Source organism: Xanthomonas sp. AC360, assembly GCF_979258225.1.
In genome coordinates this window covers 824,927-847,767 of the sequence record NZ_OZ409846.1, presented here as the reverse complement: position 1 = coordinate 847,767, position 22,841 = coordinate 824,927, and the positions used below count along the sequence as shown (strand labels likewise).

20 protein-coding genes, 4 other RNA genes and 2 pseudogenes are annotated in these 22,841 nt (G+C 65.0%); 15 read left to right on the top strand and 11 right to left on the bottom strand.

Features of this window, described 5'->3' with window-relative positions; genetic code table 11:
• Positions 1-612: 612 nt before the first annotated feature.
• The 4 genes from ACZZ0O_RS03785 to ACZZ0O_RS03770 form a co-directional block, all read right to left on the bottom strand.
• Entirely contained in the window at positions 613-1,152 is a 540-nt protein-coding gene (locus ACZZ0O_RS03785) for a GTP-binding protein (protein WP_055847218.1), read from the bottom strand.
• Positions 1,149-2,066, bottom strand: coding sequence for a hypothetical protein (locus ACZZ0O_RS03780; RefSeq protein WP_115563255.1), 918 nt, complete (start codon positions 2,064-2,066; stop codon positions 1,149-1,151). The genes ACZZ0O_RS03785 and ACZZ0O_RS03780 overlap by 4 nt, the downstream gene beginning before the upstream one ends.
• A gap of 94 nt (positions 2,067-2,160) precedes the next feature.
• Positions 2,161-2,520, bottom strand: a complete 360-nt coding sequence (locus ACZZ0O_RS03775; RefSeq protein WP_055847222.1) for a roadblock/LC7 domain-containing protein — start codon at positions 2,518-2,520, stop codon at positions 2,161-2,163.
• A gap of 68 nt (positions 2,521-2,588) precedes the next feature.
• A complete protein-coding gene (locus tag ACZZ0O_RS03770) occupies positions 2,589-3,041 on the bottom strand; it encodes a roadblock/LC7 domain-containing protein (protein WP_055847225.1) in 453 nt (150 codons plus the stop codon).
• A gap of 319 nt (positions 3,042-3,360) precedes the next feature.
• Between ACZZ0O_RS03770 and rocF the strand changes: the two genes are divergently transcribed.
• From rocF to ACZZ0O_RS03745, 5 genes are all read left to right on the top strand, one after another.
• The gene (gene rocF / locus ACZZ0O_RS03765; protein WP_055850197.1) at positions 3,361-4,284 is read left to right on the top strand and encodes an arginase; all 924 of its coding nucleotides are present in this window, start codon (positions 3,361-3,363) and stop codon (positions 4,282-4,284) included.
• A 109-nt stretch (positions 4,285-4,393) separates the two neighbouring features.
• Complete coding sequence (locus tag ACZZ0O_RS03760) at positions 4,394-4,546, top strand: entericidin A/B family lipoprotein (protein WP_055847227.1); 153 nt, start codon at positions 4,394-4,396, stop codon at positions 4,544-4,546.
• A 78-nt stretch (positions 4,547-4,624) separates the two neighbouring features.
• The gene (locus ACZZ0O_RS03755) at positions 4,625-4,759 is read left to right on the top strand and encodes an entericidin A/B family lipoprotein (protein WP_005989324.1); all 135 of its coding nucleotides are present in this window, start codon (positions 4,625-4,627) and stop codon (positions 4,757-4,759) included.
• Between the two features lie 247 nt (positions 4,760-5,006).
• Positions 5,007-5,216, top strand: coding sequence for a CsbD family protein (locus ACZZ0O_RS03750; RefSeq protein ID WP_115514165.1), 210 nt, complete (start codon positions 5,007-5,009; stop codon positions 5,214-5,216).
• 161 nt (positions 5,217-5,377) lie between these two features.
• Positions 5,378-6,667, top strand: a complete 1,290-nt coding sequence (locus ACZZ0O_RS03745) for a tryptophan--tRNA ligase (RefSeq protein ID WP_463592262.1) — start codon at positions 5,378-5,380, stop codon at positions 6,665-6,667.
• A gap of 192 nt (positions 6,668-6,859) precedes the next feature.
• Here the strand turns inward: ACZZ0O_RS03745 and ACZZ0O_RS03740 are convergent.
• Positions 6,860-6,935: non-coding RNA, sX9 sRNA (locus ACZZ0O_RS03740), on the bottom strand.
• Between the two features lie 62 nt (positions 6,936-6,997).
• On the opposite strand from ACZZ0O_RS03740, the gene ACZZ0O_RS03735 reads away from it, so the two are divergent.
• The 4 genes from ACZZ0O_RS03735 to ACZZ0O_RS03720 all read left to right on the top strand — a co-directional run bounded on the left by ACZZ0O_RS03735 (position 6,998) and on the right by ACZZ0O_RS03720 (position 10,179).
• Complete coding sequence (locus ACZZ0O_RS03735) at positions 6,998-7,942, top strand: MBL fold metallo-hydrolase (RefSeq protein WP_463592261.1); 945 nt, start codon at positions 6,998-7,000, stop codon at positions 7,940-7,942.
• 160 nt (positions 7,943-8,102) lie between these two features.
• Positions 8,103-8,178: non-coding RNA, sX9 sRNA (locus ACZZ0O_RS03730), on the top strand.
• A gap of 122 nt (positions 8,179-8,300) precedes the next feature.
• On the top strand, positions 8,301-9,953 hold the full coding sequence (locus ACZZ0O_RS03725; protein ID WP_463592539.1) for a M28 family metallopeptidase: 1,653 nt from the start codon (positions 8,301-8,303) through the stop codon (positions 9,951-9,953).
• Positions 9,954-10,103: 150 nt separating this feature from the next.
• A non-coding RNA gene (locus ACZZ0O_RS03720) (sX9 sRNA) lies at positions 10,104-10,179 on the top strand.
• Positions 10,180-10,209: 30 nt separating this feature from the next.
• On the opposite strand, the pseudogene ACZZ0O_RS03715 reads toward ACZZ0O_RS03720, so the two are convergent.
• Positions 10,210-10,639 (bottom strand): annotated as a pseudogene (locus ACZZ0O_RS03715) (Rap1a/Tai family immunity protein).
• Between the two features lie 333 nt (positions 10,640-10,972).
• On the opposite strand from ACZZ0O_RS03715, the gene yedA reads away from it, so the two are divergent.
• Both yedA and rarD read left to right on the top strand, forming a co-directional pair.
• The gene (gene yedA, locus ACZZ0O_RS03710) at positions 10,973-11,869 is read left to right on the top strand and encodes a drug/metabolite exporter YedA (protein WP_323518072.1); all 897 of its coding nucleotides are present in this window, start codon (positions 10,973-10,975) and stop codon (positions 11,867-11,869) included.
• Positions 11,866-12,783, top strand: coding sequence for an EamA family transporter RarD (gene rarD, locus ACZZ0O_RS03705; protein WP_463592260.1), 918 nt, complete (start codon positions 11,866-11,868; stop codon positions 12,781-12,783). Before yedA ends, rarD begins: the two co-directional genes overlap by 4 nt.
• Positions 12,784-12,832: 49 nt before the next feature.
• On the opposite strand, the gene ACZZ0O_RS03700 is transcribed toward rarD, so the two are convergent.
• The 5 genes and pseudogenes from ACZZ0O_RS03700 to ACZZ0O_RS03680 all read right to left on the bottom strand — a co-directional run bounded on the left by ACZZ0O_RS03700 (position 12,833) and on the right by ACZZ0O_RS03680 (position 19,056).
• A complete protein-coding gene (locus ACZZ0O_RS03700) occupies positions 12,833-13,948 on the bottom strand; it encodes an alpha/beta fold hydrolase (protein ID WP_463592259.1) in 1,116 nt (371 codons plus the stop codon).
• 285 nt (positions 13,949-14,233) lie between these two features.
• Positions 14,234-15,560: pseudogene (locus ACZZ0O_RS03695) on the bottom strand (ABC transporter permease).
• Positions 15,561-15,567: 7 nt separating this feature from the next.
• On the bottom strand, positions 15,568-16,728 hold the full coding sequence (locus ACZZ0O_RS03690; protein WP_463592257.1) for an ABC transporter permease: 1,161 nt from the start codon (positions 16,726-16,728) through the stop codon (positions 15,568-15,570).
• Positions 16,729-16,740: 12 nt separating this feature from the next.
• A complete protein-coding gene (locus ACZZ0O_RS03685; RefSeq protein ID WP_055847251.1) occupies positions 16,741-17,430 on the bottom strand; it encodes an ABC transporter ATP-binding protein in 690 nt (229 codons plus the stop codon).
• 381 nt (positions 17,431-17,811) lie between these two features.
• Positions 17,812-19,056 (bottom strand): efflux RND transporter periplasmic adaptor subunit, encoded by a 1,245-nt coding sequence (locus tag ACZZ0O_RS03680; protein ID WP_463592256.1) that lies wholly within the window; start codon positions 19,054-19,056, stop codon positions 17,812-17,814.
• A 435-nt stretch (positions 19,057-19,491) separates the two neighbouring features.
• On the opposite strand from ACZZ0O_RS03680, the gene ACZZ0O_RS03675 reads away from it, so the two are divergent.
• The 4 genes from ACZZ0O_RS03675 to ACZZ0O_RS03660 all read left to right on the top strand — a co-directional run bounded on the left by ACZZ0O_RS03675 (position 19,492) and on the right by ACZZ0O_RS03660 (position 22,657).
• Entirely contained in the window at positions 19,492-20,679 is a 1,188-nt protein-coding gene (locus tag ACZZ0O_RS03675; protein ID WP_463592255.1) for a sensor histidine kinase, read from the top strand.
• Positions 20,680-20,770: 91 nt separating this feature from the next.
• Positions 20,771-21,373, top strand: coding sequence for a response regulator (locus tag ACZZ0O_RS03670; RefSeq protein WP_463592254.1), 603 nt, complete (start codon positions 20,771-20,773; stop codon positions 21,371-21,373).
• A 61-nt stretch (positions 21,374-21,434) separates the two neighbouring features.
• Positions 21,435-21,510, top strand: a non-coding RNA gene (locus ACZZ0O_RS03665) — sX9 sRNA.
• A gap of 358 nt (positions 21,511-21,868) precedes the next feature.
• Positions 21,869-22,657, top strand: a complete 789-nt coding sequence (locus ACZZ0O_RS03660; protein WP_463592253.1) for a ThuA domain-containing protein — start codon at positions 21,869-21,871, stop codon at positions 22,655-22,657.
• Positions 22,658-22,841: the final 184 nt, after the last annotated feature.

The window sequence follows — 22,841 nt, the reverse complement described above, 5'->3', positions numbered from 1 at the left end:
ACGATGGCGGCGCCGCGCTGGCACGTCATCGCGCCACGCTTGCTGGGCAAGTTGGGCAGTGCATTCGCGTCCCGCCATCTGCCATGCACAAGCACCAAGCATTCGAACACAACCAGCCGTCGAATAGATCGATGGTGCATCCGATGCCGAGCGGACGTATCAGCGAGGGTCTGGACAGCTCTCCCGCGCGCCGCCACGCGCGGCAATCGCCGCAAGACGTCAGTCTTTGGCTGTGTGCAGCGGCGATCACTGCGTCTGCGCCCACAGTGCGGTTTACGCGTGATACCGCGGTTTGTTCACAGGTTCCCCGGTCGCCGCGTTCCCTTACGCTGCCGCTATTGCCGATTCAGTATCACGGGTATGTCTTGCGCGATGTCAGGAATGTCCTGATGTCACCGCTTCTGTCCGCTGGGCATACTGAATAAGTCAGACACAGCGCTCATTTGTAGTACGACTGAGTCGCGTTTCTGGCTTCAAGGAAGAAGGACGCGTCGCCGCCACCCTAGAGGCGGCATCCCCCGCGTGACGCCCTTTTAGGCCCGTCGTGACCGGATTCCTTGTTTATTTTCTTGGCGTTTTGCCCGCCGCCGTACACGTACCGCGCCCGGGCGATCAGCTCGCCGAGGTATAGCGATAGGACAGCAGCGATTTCACCAAAAAGGTGATCTGGGTGGCCGAGCGCGCATCCACGCGCATGACCGGAATGCGGAAGCCTTCGGCCACCAGCGCATCGCGAAATGGCGGCAGCAGAAAGTCTTCGACCTCGTCGGTCATGGTGATGCCCACTGCCAGGCTGGCGTCAGGTGCGATCTGCGAAAACTCACGCAGCAATGCCAGGGTCGCCTCCAGCATCTGCGGGTCGCGCGCATTGCTCAGCACGATCACGCCGAGCGCGCCGTCGCAGACCAGCGGCCACATGAAATCCAGATATTTCTGGCCGGGCACGCCGTAGACGTGCAGCAATTCGCCGTCTTCCAGCTCGATGGAGCTGTAGTCCAGCGCGACCGTGGTGTAGGTCTTGTCGCCGTAGGCATCCTGGCTTAGCGGCATTTCGGTGCTGACCGGCTCCACGTCGGAGATGGCGCGCACCGCGGTGGTCTTGCCGGCGCCCATGCCGCCAACGAACACCAGTTTGTTGGCTGGAAGACTCATGACTGCGCCTGAGAAAGAGAGAGGCCAAACCGACGTGCGACCCAGGAGAAGAACCGGGAGTTACTGCTGTCCGGACGACGCGGCGTTGAAGGCACGGGGATCTCCGCAGTCTGGGCAAGGCCGCTGGCAAGTGCGGCGGCGAACAGGCATTCCACCGTCTGCAGCGGCAGCTTGCAAGCATTGGCCAGCGCCTGCGGGCGCCAGGGGCGCGCATGCAGGTGGGCAATGGCGAGCAGCTGCGCAGGCGAACTGGTGTCGGCACTCAGCTCCGGCCACTGCCGTAGCTGCAACGCACGGCTGGCTTCCACCGCCGGCAGCGCGGGGCGCAGGTGCTCGGGCAGGGCGAAATACAGCGCTTCGAAGGAGAGGCGCTGCGTCAGTGCGGCATCGGCATCGCCGGTCACGCGCTGCCAACCGGGGCGATCCAATGCGGCAACGAGCTCCGATAGCGACAGGCCAGCTGGCAGGTGCAGGCAGCGACTGGAGGGGTCCACGCGCACCAGCAGGTGCGCAGTGCGCAGCAGCACCGGGCTTGCGCCGAGTTCGCCGCGGCAATGGCGCAACAGCAGCGCCGGTTCGGCCACCTGGGCGGTATGTGGCGAAGACAACAGCAGACGCATCTGCTCGTTGAGTTCGCGCACGGTGGCGCCGTGCTTGAGCCAGGCGCCAGCGACAGGCGTGCGCGAGACGACCAGGACGCGCACCGGCTGGCCTTGCAATGCCTGCCATGCGGCCAGGCCGTCGGCCGTTTCCAGGCCCAGCACCACCACGTCGGCCGCATGCTGCGGCCATTCGCCCAACTGCACGTCGATACGCTCGGCGAGCAGCAGCGAGCACGCCAGTTTCAGGCGCGTGGTGTGCAGCAGATCCAGGCCGGCCGTGGCGACCCGCATGGCGTGAATGGGTGTGGTCATGAGATGGCGCCGTTTTGGCGCAGAAGAACGACAACACCTGCCGGTACGCACCGGCAGGCAGGGTCGGCGACGCGGGTGCGCCGCCGGACAGGCATCAACTGAAATCCAGGGTCTTTTCGAACGCCTTGAGCTCGTGGCGGGCCATCGCCAGATTGGCCTTGGCGCGGTCCAGCACGACATACAGAAACAGCGTGCCGTTGCTCTCGAGCGGACGCAGCAGGTGGTACTGGCGCGACAGCGTGATCAGGATGTCTTCGATGGTGTCTTGCAGGCCGAGCTGCTCGGCGATACGGCGCTTGGCACGCACTACTTCGGTATTGCCGGCCGCGGCCAGTTCCAGGTTGAGCTCGGTGCCGCCGGTCATGCCCAGGGCCATGCCGCTATCGCTGTCGACCAGCGCGGCGCCGACGAAACCGGCGAGCGAATGCAATTGTTCCAGATTGAGTTTTGACATCGGTGGTCCCCTTCCAAACGGTGAGAAAAATCGGTGCGCTCATGCAAGCACGAACAGTGCCAACGGCATCAGCCGGCCGCTTGCGCCAGGGCTGTGGCCAGGCGCCCGGCGCAGTCGCGCGCATTGAACAGCAGCGCGGCGGCATTGATATCGGAGCCGCCCACGGCGGTCAGCGTCAGCGGCTTGTCGGCGCGGATGCGGATCAGCACCAGTTGCCCGCCACGCGTGCTGATGGTCGCGTAATCGGCCTCGCTCAGGCTCGACTCGCGTGCCAGCGTCTCGCCCAGGGTCAGGAACGAATTGGCCATCGCGGCCAAGCGGCGCCCGTCCACATCCAGGCTGGATTGTTCGGTAATGGCGCGGCCATCGGCGGTGGACAGCATCAACAGCCGAATCCCCGGCTCGCGTTCGATGGTCTGCGCGAATTCGCGCCCGATCCGGTGCAGGTCGTACTGATGCGACGCCCGCGCGACTTCGCCCACGGCAGCCTTGACGACCTGGTTGACGGCGTTATGCGGCATGAAACTCCCCTGTTGCTGATGGCCCGAGCGCGTACGTGATGCGTGTCCTGCGCTGGCCGGCGCACCATACCACCGAGGTATTAGTGCACAGTCACACCAGCCTCAGGCGCTTAACTGGGCGGTCAGACAAGCAGAATCTGCAAAGTCCAGCGGGCCACAAAGTGTCGTGGCACGTCACTGTAGCGGCGCGACAAGGCAGATCTAAACCCGTTCGTTCTGCTCGCAGACAGATGCAAACGGCATGCCGTGCTGCGCTGCCGCGCGTCACTGCGCGGGCGCGCCACTAGACTGCACGGCTTTATCGATGCTGGAGCAATACATGGCAACGCAGTACGTGCCGGTTTCCCTGATTGGCGTTCCCACCGATATCGGTGCCGGCCACCGCGGCGCACGGATGGGGCCGGAGGCGCTGCGCATCGCCGGGTTGCAGGAGGCCCTGGTCGGCCGTGGCGTGGAGGTGCGCGATCTGGGCAATCTGGATGGCCCGCGCAATCCGTGGCAGCTGCCGCAGGCCGGTTACCGGCATCTGGACGAAGTCGTCGCCTGGAACCAGGCGCTGATGGATGCCAGCTACGCCGAGCTGCAGGCCGGACGCATGCCGATCATGCTGGGCGGCGACCACTGCCTGGGCATCGGTTCGATCACCGCAGTGGCCAGGTACTGCCGCGAACAGGGGCGCCCGTTGCGGGTGCTATGGCTGGATGCGCATTCGGACTTCAACACCAGCGAAGTGACCCCATCGGGCAACGTGCATGGCATGCCGGTGGCCTGCCTGTGCGGGTTGGGCCCGCAGGCGCTGACGCATCTGGGCGGCAGCGCGCCGGCGCTGCTCCCCGAGCAGGTACGGCAGATCGGCATCCGCTCGGTGGACCCGGAGGAGAAGCGCCTGATCAAGCAGCACCGCATCGACGTCTACGACATGCGTTACATCGACGAAGCCGGGATGAAGCGCACCATGGAAGCCGCGCTGCAGGGCATGAGCGCCGATACCCACCTGCATGTGAGCTTCGATGTGGACTTTCTCGACCCCAGCATCGCGCCGGGCGTGGGCACCACGGTGCCGGGTGGCCCCAACTACCGCGAGGCGCAGCTGGTGATGGAGATGATTGCCGACACCGGGCGCATGGGGTCGCTGGATATCGTCGAGCTCAATCCGGTGCTGGACAACCGCAATGCCACCGCCGAACTGGCGGTGGATCTGGTCGAAAGCCTGTTCGGCAAGTCGACGCTGATGCGAGATTGATCCAGCGCTGAACGAGGCTGGCCCTCGTTCACATCAAATCCACGTCCGCGCAGTCAGATTTGGCGCCAAGCGAGGTGCGTTGGCACCGGGCGCAGACCGAGGAAGAGCAATGAAGCGACTGCTGACACTGATGGTGCTGGGCCTGTTCTCGGCCGGCGTGATGACTGGCTGCAACACCATGGCCGGCGCCGGCAAAGATATGCAGGGCGCGGGCGGCAAGGTCGAAAAGACCGCCGAGAAATGCAGCGACGGTAAGTGCTGATCCGTCACCGCTGGGTGGCGTTTGTTTGATTTGATTGATCTGCGGCAACGCGCCGCTTTACCCACGAAGGAGTCTGTTATGAAGCGTGCAATTGTGCTGCTGGTGCTGTCGATGTTCTCGGTCGCGATGTTGTCGGGTTGCAACACCGTCGCAGGTGCCGGTAAGGACGTGCAGGGCGCTGGCGAGAAAGTGGAAGACGCAGCGCGTAAGTAATCTGACGCCGCATGCAAAAAAAACGGGCCGCAAGGCCCGTTTTTTTGTGCCGAATTGCCTGCGCTTCAGCGCACGCGGATCGTGCGGCTGCAGTGCTGCGCGCGCACGCGCAGCTACACGTCAGCGCATTTGGTGGCCCGTTCAGTGCCGTGATTGCCGGGTTGACACCTCTTGATGCGCAACAAACGCATCGCTCGGCAACCTGCCAGCACGGTCAATCGCGGCCGCATCAAGCGGAGTCAACGCAATGAATACTGACATCATTTCCGGCAAGTGGACCCAGCTCAAAGGCAAGATGCAGGCGAAGTGGGGCGATCTGACCGACGACGATTTCAAGGTTGCCGAAGGTAACGCCGAATACCTGCAGGGCAAGCTGCAGGAACGCTATGGCTGGGATCGCGATCGCGCCCAGACTGAAGTGCGCGCGTTCGAAAAGTCCGTGCGCGACGACACCTGATCTGCACCCCGCGTCGCTCCCTCGATGGCGGGCGACGCTGCATTCTCTCGGGCCGCCGTGTGCGGCCCGTTCTGCGTCTGGCAGGCGCGCAGCCGGGGATGAGGCGATGAGCAGCACGCGGAACCGTTAAACTTGCGCGCTGACTCCCTGGCATTACGCAGATGACCACTCGCGTTCTCACCGGCATCACCACCTCCGGCACCCCGCACCTTGGCAACTATGTCGGCGCGATCCGTCCGGCCATCCAGGCCAGCGCCGGCGACGATGCGGAGAGCTTCTATTTCCTGGCCGACCTGCACAGTCTGATCAAGGCGCAGGACCCGGCGCGCACGCAGCGCTCCACGCTGGAAATCGCCGCCAGCTGGCTGGCCTGCGGCCTGGATCCGGACAAGGTCTGGTTCTATCGCCAATCGGATGTGCCCGAGACCACCGAGTTGATGTGGTTGCTCACCTGTGTCGCCGGCAAGGGCATCCTCAATCGCGCGCATGCCTACAAGGCGGCGGTGGACAAGAATCGCGCCGACGGTGAGGACGACGATGCCGGCGTGAGCGCCGGGTTGTTCATGTACCCGGTGCTGATGGCGGCGGACATTTTGATCTTCAACGCGCACAAGGTGCCGGTGGGGCGCGATCAGATCCAGCACATCGAAATGGCGCGCGATTTTGCGCAGCGCTTCAATCATGTGTATGGACGCGACTTTTTTACCTTGCCCGATGCGGTGATCGACGAGCAGGTGTCCACCTTGCCGGGCCTGGACGGCCGCAAGATGAGCAAGAGCTACGGCAATACGATTCCGTTGTTCGCCCCGCGCGAGGAACTGCGCAAGCTGGTGTTCTCGATCCTGACCGATTCGCGTGCGCCGGGCGAAGCCAAGGACACGCAGGGCTCGGCGTTGTTCCAGCTGTATCAGGCGTTTGCCACGCCGCAGGAAACGGCCGCTTTTGCGCAGGCATTTGCCGATGGCATCGGCTGGGGCGACGCCAAACAGCAGTTATTCGAGCGGATCGATCAGGAGATCGCACCGCTGCGCACGCGTTACGAGACGCTGATGGCCGATCCGGCAAAGATCGAAGCGATTCTGCGCGCCGGCGGTGCACGCCTGCGTGCGCGCTACGCCACGCCGCTGCTGGCCGAGCTGCGCACTGCGGTGGGTCTGCGCGATCTATCCGATCAGGCGGGTCCTGCGGCCGCGCAGGCGGGTGAAAAAATCGCCTTGCCGGTGTTCAAGCAGTACCGCGAGAACGATGGCCAGTTCTATTTCAAGCTAACCGATAGTGCCGGTGCACTGCTGCTGCAGAGCGACGGCTTTGCCTCGCCGCGCGATGCAGGCCAGTTGATCGCACGGCTGAAACAGGCCGAGCAGGCCAGCGATCTGCAGCTGCCGGGCGTGCATGCACAGGTCCAAGCCGATGCGATCCTTGCGGCGATGCGGGTGCTGCGCGACGCGTGATCGATGCGGGTGCGCAAGCTGCGGCAACCGCCTTGCGCGCGTGGGGGATTGCATCGCAGGTGCAAGGCCGAGATTCAACAAGATGCTTGCGTAGTGCTTGAAGCCATCGTGCTAATGCATCGTTGCCTGAAACCACCGGCACACCGCGCACGCACTGCCTGCGCCTACACTGCGGCAGTCTTCTTTTAAAGCAGCTAGCGAGACGTAGCGAGCGGTTGTCAGGTGGGTGTGGACGCCGCGCAGTGATCGGAGCGTACGCGTGGTACATGCCGCACCGAACAACGGCCGCACAGTCGTCTTGTCAGTTGCTCTTATCGCCACGGAATAGGAATGACCGCATTGGACGATCCCAGCATCCACACCATCGATACCGGCTTTGGCGGCGTGCAGTTCGACGCGGCGTATCTGATTGTCGAGGGGCAACGCGGGGCGTTTGTCGATTGCGGGACCTCCCTGTCGGTGCCGCACATGCTGGCGGCAGTGCAAGCCGCCGGGCTGACGCCTGCGCAGGTGGAGTGGTTGATCCTGACCCATGTGCACCTGGATCACGCCGGCGGTGCCGGTGCCTTGTTGCAGCATCTGCCCAATGCGCGCGTACTGGTGCATCCGCGCGGTGCGCCGCATCTGATCGACCCGGCACGGCTGATTGCCGGTGCTACCGCGGTGTATGGCGAGGCGGAAATGGCACGCAGTTACGGCGAGATCGTGCCGGTGCCGGCCGAGCGCGTGGTGCAAGCGGTCGATGGCCAAGCGGTGCTGCTGGGCGAACGCGCGCTGTGCACGATCGATACACCGGGACACGCGCGCCATCATCTATGCGTGTGGGATGCGCGCAGTCGCAGCTGGTTCACCGGCGACACCTTCGGGCTGTCGTATCGCCAGCTCGATAGCGCGCAGGGCGCTTTCATCCTGCCGACCTCTTCGCCGGTGCAATTCGAGCCGGAGGCGATGCTGCAGTCGATCGCGCGGCTGATGGAGACCGCGCCGGAGGCGATGTATCTGACCCATTACGGGCGGGTCACTTCGCCGGAGCCATTGGCGCAGGCGCTGATCGAGCAGATCCATGCGATGACCGCCATCGCACTGAGCTGCGCACAGCATACGGACCGCCATTGCTGCATGGTGGCGGGGTTGACCGAACTGTATCTGGAGCGCGCCCGCCTGCACGGCTGCCGCCTGGACGACGCGGCGGTGGCGCAGCTGCTGGCCACCGATATCGAACTCAACGCGCAGGGCCTGGGGTGTTGGCTGGATCGCCCAACGCGGACCAGTTAGCTCGCCTGAAGCGGCAAAAAAAATCTCTAGAACGCTGCATCAATTGCCGCGTGCATGCCGTCAACAATTCGATTAGCTCTCACGCTGACCTACGCCTTGAGAAAGTAAGTCGGAGGACTGTGCTCACCGCCAGGCGGGCGCAGCCGGTGCTCAGTGCGGCATGTACCACGCGTACACCCCGGTTCCTCCGCGCCGTCCACACCCACCTGACGACTGCTCGCGACGTGTTGGTAGTCGCTCTTAGTTAGGCATGCAGTCCATGCGATTGAATGCATTCTCGTGTTGTTGCGCTCCGGTGTTGGCCCACGCTTGTAAACTATGTGTCATCTATCTGTTGCAAGGCCACGCCGTGAACCCGATGCGCATCCTGTTGTTGTCCGCCTGCCTGTTTGTGGGAGGTGTGGCGCAGGCCGCCAACGATCTGCCCGGTGGCGGCATCGATGCGGAGGCGTTGTCGCGGCACGTGCGCGTGCTGGCATCGGATGAATTCGAAGGCCGTGCGCCGGCGAGCGCGGGCGAGCAGCGCACCGTCGATTACCTGGTCGAACAGTTCAAGGCTGCCGGCGTGCAGCCGGGTGGCGAGCAGGGCGGTTGGACACAGGCTGTGCCGCTGGTGCGCGCGCAGGTGGAGGGCCCGGTCAGCGCCACGCTGCGTGTGGGCGGCAAAACGCAGACCTTGGTCAACGGCACCGATGTGACCTTGCAGAGCCTGCGGCCGATCGACAAGGTGGCGTTGAAGAATGCGCCGCTGGTATTCGTCGGCTACGGCATCAGCGCGCCGGAGCGGCAGTGGGACGATTACAAAGGCGTGGACCTGCGCGGCAAGATCGCGGTGGTGCTGATCAACGATGCCGACTTCGACACCGCACAGCCAGGCGCGTTCGACGGCAAGGCGGTCACCTACTACGGCCGCTGGACCTACAAGTACGAAGAAGCCGCGCGCCGCGGCGCCGCCGGTGTGTTGATCGTGCACGAAACCGCGCCGGCCGCGTATGGCTGGGCCACGGTGCAGAGCTCGGGCCTGTCGCCGCTGTTCGATATCGAACGCAGCGATGCCGATGCGCGTGCGCAGCACGTGCCGGTGCGTGGCTGGATGCAGCGCAGCTTGGCAGCGTCGTTGTTCACGCAGGCCGGGCTGGATTTCGAACAGGCCAAGCAGCGTGCGCAGCAGCGCGACTTCGCACCGATGGCGCTGGGCGATGCCACGTTGTCGGTGGACTTCAAGCTCAAGCGCGAACGCGTGGTCACGCATAACGTGGTGGCCAAGCTCACCGGCACCCAACATCCGGACGAGACGGTGATTTTCTCCGCGCACTGGGATGCATTCGGGATCGGCAAGGCCGATGCCAGCGGCGATACGGTGCGACGCGGTGCAGTGGACAACGCCACCGGCGTGGCCAGCGTGCTGGAACTGGCGCGCGTGTTTGCCGCCGGCCCCAAGCCGCAGCGCACGCTGTACTTCATTGCATTGACCGCCGAAGAAAAGGGCTTGCTGGGCGCCAACTATTACGCGGCGCATCCGCTGGCGCCGTTGGACAAGACCGTGGCGGTGCTCAACATGGAGATGTTCAGCCCCGACGGCCCGACGCGCGATATCGCCTCGTGGGGCCGTGGCCGCGTGTCGCTGGAAGGCGATCTGGAACAGGCCGCCAAAGCGCGCGATCGCACGTATTCGCCGGACCCGAATCTGGAAGCGGGCTTCTTTTACCGCGCCGATCATTTCGCCTTCGCGCGCATGGGCGTGCCGGCGATCACCGCAGGCCCGGGTCTGGACATGCTCAACGGCGGCGTCAAGGCGGGCAAGGCATTGCGCGATACATACTTCGCCGACTGCTATCACCAGCCCTGCGACCGCTGGACTCCGCAATGGGATGCCACCGGACATGCCGCCGATACCACGCTGGTCTACGACGTAGGCGTAGCGCTGGTCAATGGCCGGCAGTGGCCGAGTTGGCAGGATGGCTCGGAGTTCAAGGCCATCCGCGCCAAGAGCGATGCCGCGCGCAAGTAAGGCCTGACGGGTCAAACGCCCGCTGCGGTGTGACCGGGCCGGGCGTTGCATCGCTGGCGATGGCCGTGCGCAGCGCATCCAACCGCTAAGAGCAGCTAACAAAACTACTGTGCAGCCGCCAGGCCGGCGCGGCCGGTGCTCGGAATCCTCATGTACCACCCGTACACTCCGGTTCCTCCGCGCCGTCCACACCCACCTGACGACTGCTCGCTACGTTTTGTTAGCCGCTCTAAAGCGCGGAGCGTCGGCTGTAGTTTTATTTTTTGGCTTTGCCACAGGGATAGCGCTTGCGCAGCGCTTCGATGATCAGGCCGGGAGCCGCTTCGTCCAGGCGCGCATCGGGTAGCGCGGTGATATCGGCGATGATCGGCAGCAGATCCGGCGGGCCGGCCTTGCCCGCCGGCATGCACCATTGCGTGCGATAGCTGGTGCTGGCGCACGCCGAGCACGTAGGCGCCGGCGCGGCTGGCCGAGACCATGACCTTGAGTTCGGGCTGGTTGGGTGCGTTGATCTCTGGCGCCAGCGAGCCATCCAGCCCCGCCTCGATCAATTTGCGTCCGCTGAGTTCCCACGGCTCGAGTGTGCGTGCCGCTGCGGTGGTGGAGAGAACGGTCAGGGCGGCCATGGCCAGCCAGGGAAGGCGACGTAGCATCTGCGCTCCGCAATGAGGGGTGAGTTGCACCATAGCGCGCAAGGCGGCGAAGGGCATGCATGTAACGCCTTGGAGCGCCCCCGCGCCGCGACTGCGCGACCAGCAGACACGCGCGGCTGGTGCTCGGCATCGGCATGTGTCAGATAGGCGCCAGTTCCTGTGCGCCGTCCATACCCGCATGCAGCCGTTCTTAGGTTGCGGCCAGGCAGACGCAGCCGTGGCGTATCAGCAACATGCCACGCGTGCAGTGGTGTTGGTGCACGCCGTCCACGCGCCTGATGCCTGCCTGCCAGCGGTCGTCAGCCGTTTTTGGGCCTGGGCAGGTGCTCTAGAATGACCGCTTCCGCTGCACTTGGCCCTGTTCCGATGTCTTCCTCTCACGACGCTGCCGCGCCTGCGCGCAGCGGGTTGGTCGCTCTCGCGTTGCTGCTGGTCTATGTGGTCTGGGGCTCGACCTATCTGGCGATCCGGTTTGCACTGGAAGGCGGCGCGCAGCCGCTGACGATGGTGTCCGGCGCGCGCTTCATCATTGCCGGCAGCGTGCTCTACAGCGTGCTGCGTTGGCGTGGCGTGGCGGCACCGACGCGTGCGCAATGGAAGAACGTAGCCCTGATGGGCGCGGCCTTGTTGCTGCTGGGTAACGGCATGGTGGTGCTGGCAGAGCGCAGCGTGTCTTCGGGCTTGGCGGCCACGTCGGTGGCGTCGGTGCCGCTGTGGATGGCGTTGTTCGGCGCGTTGCGCGGGCAGCATGCCAGCGGCGGCGAATGGCTGGGCATCGTGATCGGATTTCTGGGCGTGGTGTGGCTCAACGCCGGCAGCAGTCTCACCGCAACGCCGGGGGGATTGGTGTTGTTGCTGATCGCGCCGATCGGCTGGGCATTCGGCTCGGTGTGGTCGCGTGGACGCGATCTGCCATCGCCCTTCATGACCGCCGCCGGGCAGATGCTGTGCGGCGGTGTGCTGCTGGTGAGCACCGGCCTGCTGATCGGCGAGCGCCCGCAGGCCTGGCCGACGTCGCAGGGACTATTGGCGGTGGCGTACCTGTGCGTGTTCGGCTCGATCGTGGCGTTCACTGCGTACGTGTGGCTGCTGCATCACGTCCGCCCGGCGCTGGCCGGCAGCTATGCCTACGTCAATCCGGTGATTGCGGTGGCACTGGGGGCGTGGCTGGGGCATGAGCAATTCACCGCGCACGATATCGGCGCGATGGCGGTGATTCTGGGTGGCGTGCTGGTGGTCACCCTGGCCAGGGCACGGCGATGAGCACGCCCGTGCCGGTGCCGGCGGAGGACGCGCGGCGCGGTCTGTTGATCACCGCCTCGGCCTTCGTGATCTGGGGTCTGGTGCCGCTGTATTGGCATCTGCTCAAGGCGGTGCCATCGGTGCAGATCATTGCGCACCGTATCGTGTGGAGCACGGTGCTGGTGGTGGCGTGGCTGGTGGCGACCTCGGGCCTGCGTTGGTGGCGCACGATTGCCGCGCAGCCGCGCGCGTTATGGATGCTGGCTGGCAGCAGCGTGGCGATCGCGTTCAATTGGGGCCTGTATATCTGGGCGATCAACGCCGGGCATGTGATCGAAGCCAGCCTGGGCTACTTCATCAACCCATTGCTGAGCGTGTTGCTGGGCGTGCTGGTGCTGAAAGAGCGCCTGCGCGGCATCCAGTGGCTGGCGGTGGTTTGCGCCGCAATCGGTGTGCTGTGGTTGACCATCGATGCCGGTGCGCCGCCGTGGATTGCGCTGGGGCTGGCGGTGTCGTTCGGTATGTATGGGCTGCTACGCAAGCTGGTGGCGGTGGATGCGGTCGCCGGCCTGGGCGTGGAAAGCGTGTATCTGTTCGTGCCGGCGCTGCTGCTGGCGGGATGGGGCGAGCAGGGCCACGGCGGCGCGTTCCTGAGCGGCTGGGAGTTGCGCACCGATCTGCTGCTGATCTTCGGCGGCGTGGTCACGGCGGTGCCGCTGATCGGGTTTGCCTATGGCGTGCGGCGGATCCCGCTGTCGCTGGTGGGCATCCTGCAGTACATCGGGCCGAGCCTGCAGCTGTTGCTGGGCGTGTGGTTCTTCCATGAGCCGTTCGATCAGGGGCGTGCGATCGGATTCGCTGCGATCTGGGTTGGCTTGCTGCTGTTTGTCGGCGACAGCGTGCTGCGCGCGCGGCAGCCGGTGGCGGTGCGCTGAGCGCGTGCCGCCGGCTGCGTCCTGTGCGAAGGACGCAGCGAGTGCTCGATCAGCTACTCGGCACCGGCACCGGCAACGCAACCGCCAGCGTGGAGGCCGGCAGTGCCTGTGGAGCGGGGCAGTGGCCGGGGCTCTGTTGAACCTGCGCCAGCCAGTGGTCGATCGGTGCGCCCAGCAGGTCCAGCCGCAGCGGCAGGCTCAGATGATTTTCGCCGCGCAACTCGACGTAATGCGCGCGCGTGCTGGCAAGCGCCAGGGCGCGGCCATGCGCCACCGGAATGTGCTGATCGGCATCGCCATGCAGCAGCAACACGCAGCTGCGCGTGTCGGCCAGCGCCTGCGCCACATCGACATGGTCCAGATCCAGCTTGAGCTGGCTGTCGGCGGCGGCGATCACCGCATCGAGATTCTGGTCGGCATAGCGCCAGCGTGCGTACGCCGCCACCGCGTGCCCGCGCCAGCCGCTGGGCTGGCTGGTGAGCAGGTGCGGCACCATGTCGCGGATGCCGCGCCCGGCATTGGCGAAGGATTCCATCGCCACCACGCCGGCCACGCGCGGGCCGAGTTTGTCGGCGGTGAACAGCGCGGTGGCCGCGCCATAGGAAATGCCGAACAGATACAGCGGCCCGTGGATTTCGCCGCGCGGCTGCAGTGCGTTGATGACCTCGATCACGTCGTCGGACTCGCGCGTGCCGTAGCCCGACGGCCCACCGCCGGAATGGCCGTGGTTGCGCAGATCGATGGTGATCACCCGATAGCCGGCCTGTGCCAATTCCAGCGACCACGGCAGCAGCGAATCGCCATCCATCATCCAGCCGTGCAGCAACACCACGGTGCCGCGTGGCGTCGGTGGCGGCACGCGGGGCACGCTGAAGCTGAAGTCCACATCCAGCGCATGTGCCGGGTCGTTGCGCTGACCCAGGTAGCGGTAGTGCATGGCGTATTGGCCCGGATCGATCGCACGCCAGAAGATCGGCACCGTATCGCGCGTGACCACATGGCCGCTGCGGTTGGGCACCGTGGCGATGGTTGCGGCGATGCGTTCTTCGTCCAGCAACGGCGACACACCACCGGGCGCGACCAGGCGCTCGCTGAGCGAGGTGGAGGACGAAGAACAGCCGGCCAGCCACAGGCAGGCGCAGGCCAGCAGAAACAGGCGCGTCATAGCGGCACATCGTTGGATCAAACGGCCGAGCAGGCTACGGCCTGCCCGGCTCGCGCATCTACCGCACTGCGGTGACAAAACGATGACAGCCTGCAATGCATTCAGTTACTGCAGGCAGCGCTGCGGCGATGGAGGCGGCGACTTCAAATCCCGACGCCCAGCCCCAGGCGGTTTAACAACCGCCTGAAACCGGAGACGCCACGATGCCGCCGCCACCGGCATCGCGCCTTCGCCGTGACCAATCCCCACTCCCCACTCCCAAATCCCGGCACTCCAACGGAGTGCCTACACCTCGCGCAATGCGGTGGTGATCGGCAAGCGCGCCGCGCGCAATGCCGGGAACAGCCCGCCGACCAGTCCAATGCCCAGCGCCCACTTCAACCCGCTCCACAGCAGTTCCGGCGACACCTTGAACTGGAACACCACCTGGCTGAAGTTGTTGCCCAGTGTGGAGACGGTGTAGCCGTTGAACACCGCCCAGGCGATCAACCCGCCGAGCAGCCCGCCCAGCAGCGCCAGCAGCATGGTTTCCAGCATCAGCGCCATGATCACCGGCGTGCCGCGAAACCCGATCGCCCGCATCGTGGCGATCTCACGCGCACGCGCTGGCCACCGCCGCATACATGGTGTTGAGCGCACCGAACACCGCGCCCACCGCCATGATCGCGCCGATCACCGTGCCCAGGATGCTGATCAGGCGGTTCAACCCGCCGCCTTGCTTGCCGTAATACGCGCGGGTGGTTTCCACATCCAGCTTGAGCCGCGGGTCGGCCGCCATGGCCGTCTTGAACTGATCGAAGCCGGCCTTGCCAGCGGTGCGCACGGTGATCGACTGGTACGCGCGGCGGTTGTAGGTGGTGGCCAGCGTCTGCGCATCGGTCCACATCTCCGAATCGTGCGCATCGCCGGAGGCGAACACGCCCACCACCGTCCATTGCTGGCTGCCCAGGGTGAGCGTCTTGCCCAGCTCCAGGCCGCGGAACTGATTCAACGCACCTTTGCCGACCACCATTTCGCGCAGGCCGGTGGTGAAGCGGCGGCCCTGCACGATCTTGACCTTGTCATGCACGCCCCAGGCCTGCTCGCCCACGCCACGCAATTGCGCATTGACGTCGGTGCCATCGGAGCGCGAAGCGATGTTGACCACTTGCGACAACTCCGGCGACACCATCGGGCGCCCGTTGGCATCGGTGGCGATCCCCGGCAGGCTGCCGATCAGCGGCACCAGATCGCGGGTGATCACCGAGTTGGTCTCCGCCTGCGAGCCGCCACGCAAGACAATGGCGGTGGTGTCGTCGCCGGTGCTGTTGAGCGTGGCCTGGAAACCCTGGCCCATCGCCAGCATCGCCACCAGCACGCCGACCACGCCGGCAATGCCGACCACGATCACCGAGGTGGAGCCCCAGCGTTGCGGCAGGCTGGCGATGCCGATGCGCGCGGCGGCCAGCGACAGGCGGCCGCTGCGCGTGACCACCAACCACACCGCCAGCAGCAGCGCGATCGGCAGCAACCACATCCACGGCAGCGCGATCCACAGCCCCAGGCCGACTGCCAGCAGCACGACGGACAACAAGGTGACGCCACGATCTTTCCATTTGTGTTGCATGTGCATGCTCCTGTCAGCGGCCGGCGAGGGCATCGACGATCTTCAAGCGCTGCGCGCGTAACGCCGGCAGCACACCCACCACGATGCCGATGCCAGCCATCAGGCCGAACGCCACCAGCCAGGTCTGCAACGGCACGGTCTGGGTCGGCATCAGCCCGCCGCTGCGCGCGGATACCGCCGGGATGACCAACGCTGCCAGGCCCATGCCGATCAGCCCGCCCAGGCCGATCAACAACACCGATTCGATCATCACCAGGCTCAGCACCGTGCGGTCCTGAAAGCCCAGCGTCTTGAGCGTGGCCAACTCCGGAATGCGCTCGCGCACCGCCTGCGCCATGGTGTTGCCGGTGAGCAGCAACAGGGTGAAAAACACCGCGGCCATGATCGAGGTGACGATCAGCCCGATATCGGCGAACTGCTTGACGAAGGCCTGCTGAAACGCCGATTCGGTTTGCGACTTGGTTTCGTGATCGGAGTTGGCCGACAGCGCATCGATGGCCTGCGCCACGCGCGATGCCTGGTCGGGGTTGCTCAGGGTCACCGTCAACCAGCTCACTTGATTCTTGATGTAGTCGTTGGATTCGTCGAAGTATTTCCAGTTCATCATCAACTGGCGTTCCTGATTGGCCGCCACGGTGCGATCCTTCATCCGATAGATGCCGACCAGTTGCAACGGCCAATCGTTACTGCCGCCACGCGGAAAGATGGTGGCTTGCAGCGGGATGGTGTCGCCGATCTTCCAGCCGAATTGCTTGGCCAGGGTTTCGCCGACCACCGCGCCTGTGCGCGTGGTCTGGAAGGCCTTGAGTTGGTCCTTGGGTAACGCGTATTCGCTGTAGACGTCGAAAAAGTTCGGCGCCACTGAAAAGTTGGGAAAGAAATTCTTCGGGTCGCGATAGATGCCGCCGAACCACATGGCCGAGGTCACATCGCGCACGCCCGGCACGCTGCGCACCTGCGCTTCCAGGCGGATCGGCAGCGATTGGGTGATCGACAAGCGCGAGGCCACCACCAGACGATTCACCCCACTGACGCTGCCGCCGGAGGTAAACGCCACACGCACCGAATCCAGCATGCCGAACAATAAAAACGCAGCCACCACCGACAACAGCGTCAGCAAAGTCCGTGTCTTGCTGCGAAACAATTGCGCCCACACCAGCGAGAAATACTTCATGGCAGCGCTCCTTTAGAGCGCGAGTGGCGCGTCGGCCAGCTCGCCCTTGTCCAGATGGATGGTGTGCGTGGCGTACTCGGCGGCCTTGGGGTCGTGGGTGACCATCACGATGGTCTTGCCGTGTTCGCGATTGAGTTCCTGCAGCAGGCGCAGGATTTCTTCGGCGTTGTGGCGGTCAAGATCGCCGGTGGGTTCGTCGCAGATAAGAAACGTGGGGTCGGACACGATGGCGCGCGCAATCGCCACGCGCTGCTGCTGGCCGCCGGACAATTCGCTGGGCTTGTGGCTGCGTCGCTCCTGCAGGCCCACCAGGGTCAAGGCGATCTCCGCATTGCGCTTGCGCTGCGCGGCGTTGAGCGAGGTCAGCAGCAGCGGTAATTCCACATTCTTTTGCGCAGTGAGCATCGGCATCAGGTTGTAGAACTGAAACACGAAGCCGACGTGGTGACTGCGCCAGGTAGCGAGCTGCCCACCGCTCATGCGGTCGATGCGCTCGCCCTCGATTTCGATCTCGCCACCGCTGGGGCTGTCCAGCCCGCCGATCAGATTGAGCAAGGTGGTCTTGCCCGAGCCGGACGGGCCCATCAACGCGACGAAATCGCCTGCGGCAATTTCCAGATCGATGCCGTGCAGCACCTGCACCTGCTCCGGGCCGCGTTGATAGGTCTTGGTGATGTTGCGCAAGCTGACGAGAGCGGTCATGGCGACTCCTGGCGATGCAATGGGATAAGGAAGCGATGCGGCACAGCGACTGCGACTGCGTGAGCGGCGATGCGATGCACGACGACGGTGAAGCGATCAAGCGATCAAGCAACAGCGTGGTGCTGTGCGGTATGCGCGAGGCGAGCCAGCCGGATCGCCGTGTGCCGCACTCGCGCGACTCCCCATGTTTGATGCCGTTTGAGGCCCCCTCAAACAGCACATAACACCTGCTGTAAGCGGATGGGCTGGATCGCCTTCCGCTCTCTAACGACGATGTTTCATTGCAACAAGCCCATCCCGATGCAGCGTGATGCTGGCAACACCGATGCCGCGCACTACAAGCGATACCGCGGAACGGCGTTGTGAGTGCCGGGCCAGCCGTTATTGCGCAGCGTCGGTATCCGCTTCGGCCACGGTGTCACCATCCTTCAAGGTCGCTGGCGGATTCACCACTACGCTGTCGCCGGCACTCAACCCCGAGACCACCTGGCGATCCTCACCCATCGTCATGCCGGTGGTGACAGCGCGCTCGCTGACCGCATTGCGCTCGCCGACCACGAAGGCCACGGTGCGCGTGTCGCGTTCCACCAACGCCGCTGCCGGCACGCGCACGCCTTGCGGCTTGGCCGCTTCCTGCGGCTTGGCCTGTTCCAGAAAACTCACCCGCACGCCCATTTCCGGCACGATGCGCGGGTCCTTGACCTTGAGCGCCACGCGCACCTTCACCGTCGCCTTGCCGCGGTCGGCGGTGGGGATGATGGCGATCACTTCGCCGGGAATCTTCCATTCCGGGTAGGCGTTGAGTACCGCTTCCACCGGCATCTGCGGCTGCACCCGGCCGATGTAGGACTCGCCGACTTCCACTTCGATTTCCAGCGATTCCATATCGACGATGGTGCCGATGCCGGTACGGGTGAAGCCACCACCGGCAGACAGTGGCGAGACGATTTCGCCTGGCTGCGCCGCCTTGGCGGTGACCACACCGGCAAACGGTGCGCGCACCACGTTGAAGTCCGAGCGGATGCCGGCAATGGCCAGTTGATCGGAGGCCACCTGCACGTTGCGCTGTGCGTTCTGCAACTGAGCGCGCAATGCGTCGCGTTGCGCGGTGGCTTGTTCGTACTGCGAGCGCGATACCAGTTGTGCACCCACCAGCGATTGCAGGCGCGTGGCATCGGTGTTTGCCACGGCCAGTTGCGCCTGTATGTTGTCGACCTGGCTGCGCGCGGCCGACACCTGCGATGCAGACAGCGTGCGCTGCGCATCGGCATCCAACGGGTCCAGCGTGGCCATCACCTGGCCCTGTTCGACGCGCATGCCTTCTTCGATCATCACTTCGCGTACCTTGCCGGTGACCTGCGCCGACACCGTAGCCATACGCCGCGCCACCACGTAACCCGAAGCATCCAGCACCGAGGCGCTGCTACTGCCGGCGCTGATCGCCACTACCGGCGCGGTCTGCACCTTGATCACCGGTGTGCGGGTGAACCACCACGCGGCCGCAGCCAGCACAATGACAATGACGATGGCGGCGATGATCCAGCCGGTGCGGCGCACGGGCGGCGGCGTGGCAGGACGCTGGCGGTCGATGCGGAGTTGCTTGAGCAGATCGGCGGATGTGTTCATCGATAACCAGGACAGAAGGCTGCGCAGAATGTGACTGCCTGCAGGGCTCGCCGCAAGCTGCCGGAAGTCACCAACTGCAGCGAGGCGACCAACGGTAAGCCGGTCCGGCGCAACTGCAAGGTGCTGCGCAGCATGCGACCAAGGCCGCCGTATCGACCAGTGACAGGTGTCACCTGCACGCCATGACAGGCGCGACTGTGCGCATCGGCTGCAAGCGACCACGCTTGCGCCACCGCCCGAGTGCCGAAATCCCCATGCGCTGTCTCCGCCAGTCCGACGTCGACGTCCCTGCTGCTGCATCATCACATCGCACGCCATCCACCAGCGGCGGTGACCCCCATGCATGAGACCGTTCGTCCGCAGCGACCTGCCACGTGGCGCGCCCAGGCGAACCCGGCAGTGGCAGAATCCGCTCACTCCTACGGATCCATCCCGATGCACCTGAGTCTCCCGGCCTGGCTTCGTCCGGCCGCCAATTCGCAAGTGGCCGCGCGCCTGGCGCAGGGCCAATCGCCCTGGATGGATGCCGTGCATCTGCTGTGGTCGGCCTGGGTGTTTGTGGTGCCGGTGTTTTCTTCGCGCGGGTACGACAGCACGTGGTGGCTGTGCACGCTGTTGTCGTATCCGGTCTTCCTGTTGTTGTACGCACGCATGTTGCTGGCACCGCGCGGCACCCTGTACCGCTATGCCTGGGCGATGGGCGTGCTCAGTGCCGCGCTGCTGCCGATATACGCCTCGGGTATCAGCTACTTCGTATTTGCCTGCCTGAGTCTGCGCCCGTCCACGCGGTACGCGTTGTGGCGGCACTTCGCCATGCTGTTGCTGATGAACGCGCTGTACCTGGGCTGGGCGCGTTGGCTTGGGCTGGGCTGGCAGTCGCTGGTGTGGTTGCCGGTGTCGGTGCTGGGCATGGCAGCGGTCGGCGCGGTGTACAGCATCAACGAGCGCAAGGACGCGCTGCTGCGGTTATCGCAAGACGAAGTCCGCCGCCTGGCCGCCACCGCCGAACGCGAACGCATCGGCCGCGATCTGCACGACTTGCTGGGCCATACCTTGTCGCTGGTGGCGCTCAAATCCGATCTGGCCGCACGCCTGATCGAGCGCGACCCGCAGGCCGCACGGAGCGAGATCGATGCGGTGGCGCAGATCTCGCGCGACGCACTGGCGCAGGTGCGGCGCGCGGTCACCGGCATCCGCGCCGCCGGGCTGGTGGCCGAGCTGGCATCGGCCAAGGTGTTGCTGGACATGGACGGCATCGCGCTGGAGCACACGTTGGAGGCGCTGCCGCTGCCGCCCGAACACGAAACCGCGTTGGCGCTGGTGGTGCGCGAGGCGGCCACCAACGTGCAACGTCACGCGCAGGCACGGCGGGTGCGGGTGAGCCTGCGTGCACACGGGCAACAGGCGCTGCTGGAAATCACCGACGACGGCCGCGGCGGGGTGATCGTGCCGGGTAACGGCCTGGACGGCATGCGCGCACGCTTGCAGAGCCTGGGCGGTACGTTGGAGGTAGAGGCGTTGCCACGCGGCATGCGCTTGCGCGCCAACATGCCGTTGCCGCAGCCCATGCTGGAGCCGGCGAGTCCGCCATTGCCGGTGCCGCTGATGCCGCAATCGCGCTGAGCGCGCCCCTGGTTGCCACAGCGCTGCCGTGGCACGCGGTGCGTCAGCACTGCTATGGTGCCCAGCCGTTGCACAGATGCGAGCGCGAGCGATGATCCGGGTGTTGTTGGCGGAAGACCAGGCACTGCTGCGCGGCGCCTTGGTGGCCCTGCTGGGACTGGAAGACGACATCGAGGTGGTTGGCAGCGCCGGCGATGGCGAAGCCGCCTGGCGCGAGCTGCAGCGGCTGCAGCCGGATGTGCTGGTTACCGATATCGAGATGCCCGGGTTGAGCGGCCTGGAACTGGCGCAACGCATCCAGCGCCAGGCGCTGCCGGTGCGGGTAATGATCGTCACCACGTTTGCGCGCCCGGGCTTTTTGCGGCGCGCGCTGGATGCCGGCGTGGCGGGGTATCTGCTCAAGGATGCGCCGGCCGAACAATTGGTCAGCGCGCTGCGACAGGTGCATTGCGGCGGCCGGGTGATCGACCCGCAACTGGCGATGGATGCCTGGGTGGAAGCCGATCCGTTGAGCGAGCGCGAACGCACTGTGCTGCGGCTGGCCGGCGAAGGCCGCTCGGCCAGCGAGATCGCGCAACAGTTGCAGCTCTCGCACGGCACCGTGCGCAATTACCTGTCCGAATGCATCGGCAAGTTGGGCGTGGCCAATCGCATCGAAGCGTATCGACTGGCGCGGCAGAAAGGCTGGTTGTAAGAGCAGCTAACAAAACTACTGTGCAGCCGCCAGGCGGGCGCGGCCGGTGCTCGGAATCCTCATGTACCACCCGTACACTCCGGTTCCTCCGCGCCGTCCACACCCGCCTGACGACTGCTCGCTACGTTTTGTTAGCCGCTCTAAGTGCCTGCAGGCGGTGCGGTGTGTGATCGCTACTGACGCGTTTCAGCTTGCGCCAATCGAACGCTGCTGATCGCAAAGCGGACACGGCCAGGGCGTTCAATCGTCAGAGCTCATGCGAACGGTTGGTGTTTTTACTGCAGCCATGTATGGCGTGCGCACGCGTGCGGCATCTTGTAAGCAAGCGCACTGCGACGTTGCACGTCGTGCGTGCTTTGCAATCGCTTCGATACGCGACGGTTTGCATCGGTCATGCGCTGCGGAGAGATCAACAGCTATTTCAACTGCGTGCGAAGGCATGCCGTCGCCGCGCAGGTACACTGCCGGGCGATCGTCATCATCGCGAGTAAATGCATGAAATCTGTGTGGCTGTTGGGTTTGCTGCTGATCTGCGCATTCAACGCATCGGCCGAGCAATTCAAGATTCTGGTGGCGGCCATTCCCAACCAGTATCACCACGATTACATCCCGGTGGCCAAGCCGCAGTTCGAAGCGATGGCACGCAAGCAGTATGTCGAGCTGGTGTGGGCGTGGAATGCCAAGGCCTTCGATGGCGACCTCTCGCAATACGCCGCCATCGTGCTGCTCAACACCCCGGCCACGGAGCTGGATCCTGCCCAGCGCGCCAACTTCCAAAAATACGTGCGCAATGGCGGCGGTGTGGTCGCGGTGCACAAGGCGTTTGCGATCAAGCGCGGCGAGTGGGAGTGGTACGACCATCTGATCGGCCGCTCGTTCCGCACCCACCCGTACATGCAAACCGCGATGGTGGATGTGGTGGACGCCAATTTCCCCGCCACTGCGGGCCTGCCCAAGCGCTGGGTGTGGAGCGACGAGTGGTACGAATACGACCCGCCCTACAGCGACGATCTGGTCACGCTACTCACGGTGGATGAAACCAGCTACGACCCCACGCTGATCTGGCCGGGCCAGGTCGCCAAGGGCATGGGCAAACAGCACCCGGTGGCGTGGTATCACCACTTCGAAGGCGGCCGCGTCTTCGCCACCGCCTTAGGCCATCTGGCCGAGGCCTACAACGACCCGCGCTATCTGGAGCATCTGTACGGCGGCATTTATTGGGCGGCGACCGGCAAGGGCATCCAAGCCTCAGAGCCAGCGGCCAAAACAAAACGCCAGCGTTAAGCACTCACTCCTCTTCCTGCGGGAGAGGAGTGAGAGTAGGGGCAAAATCACTGCAAATGGCGGGGACCAGAAGCTTCGTCCGTACCTTCATGCGCCCCTGCGGGGCAGCCTCTCTCGGCGGGAGAAGGGAGATCAAGCCCCTCTCCCGGCGGGAGAGGGGTCGGGGTGAGGGTACGTCCGCGCA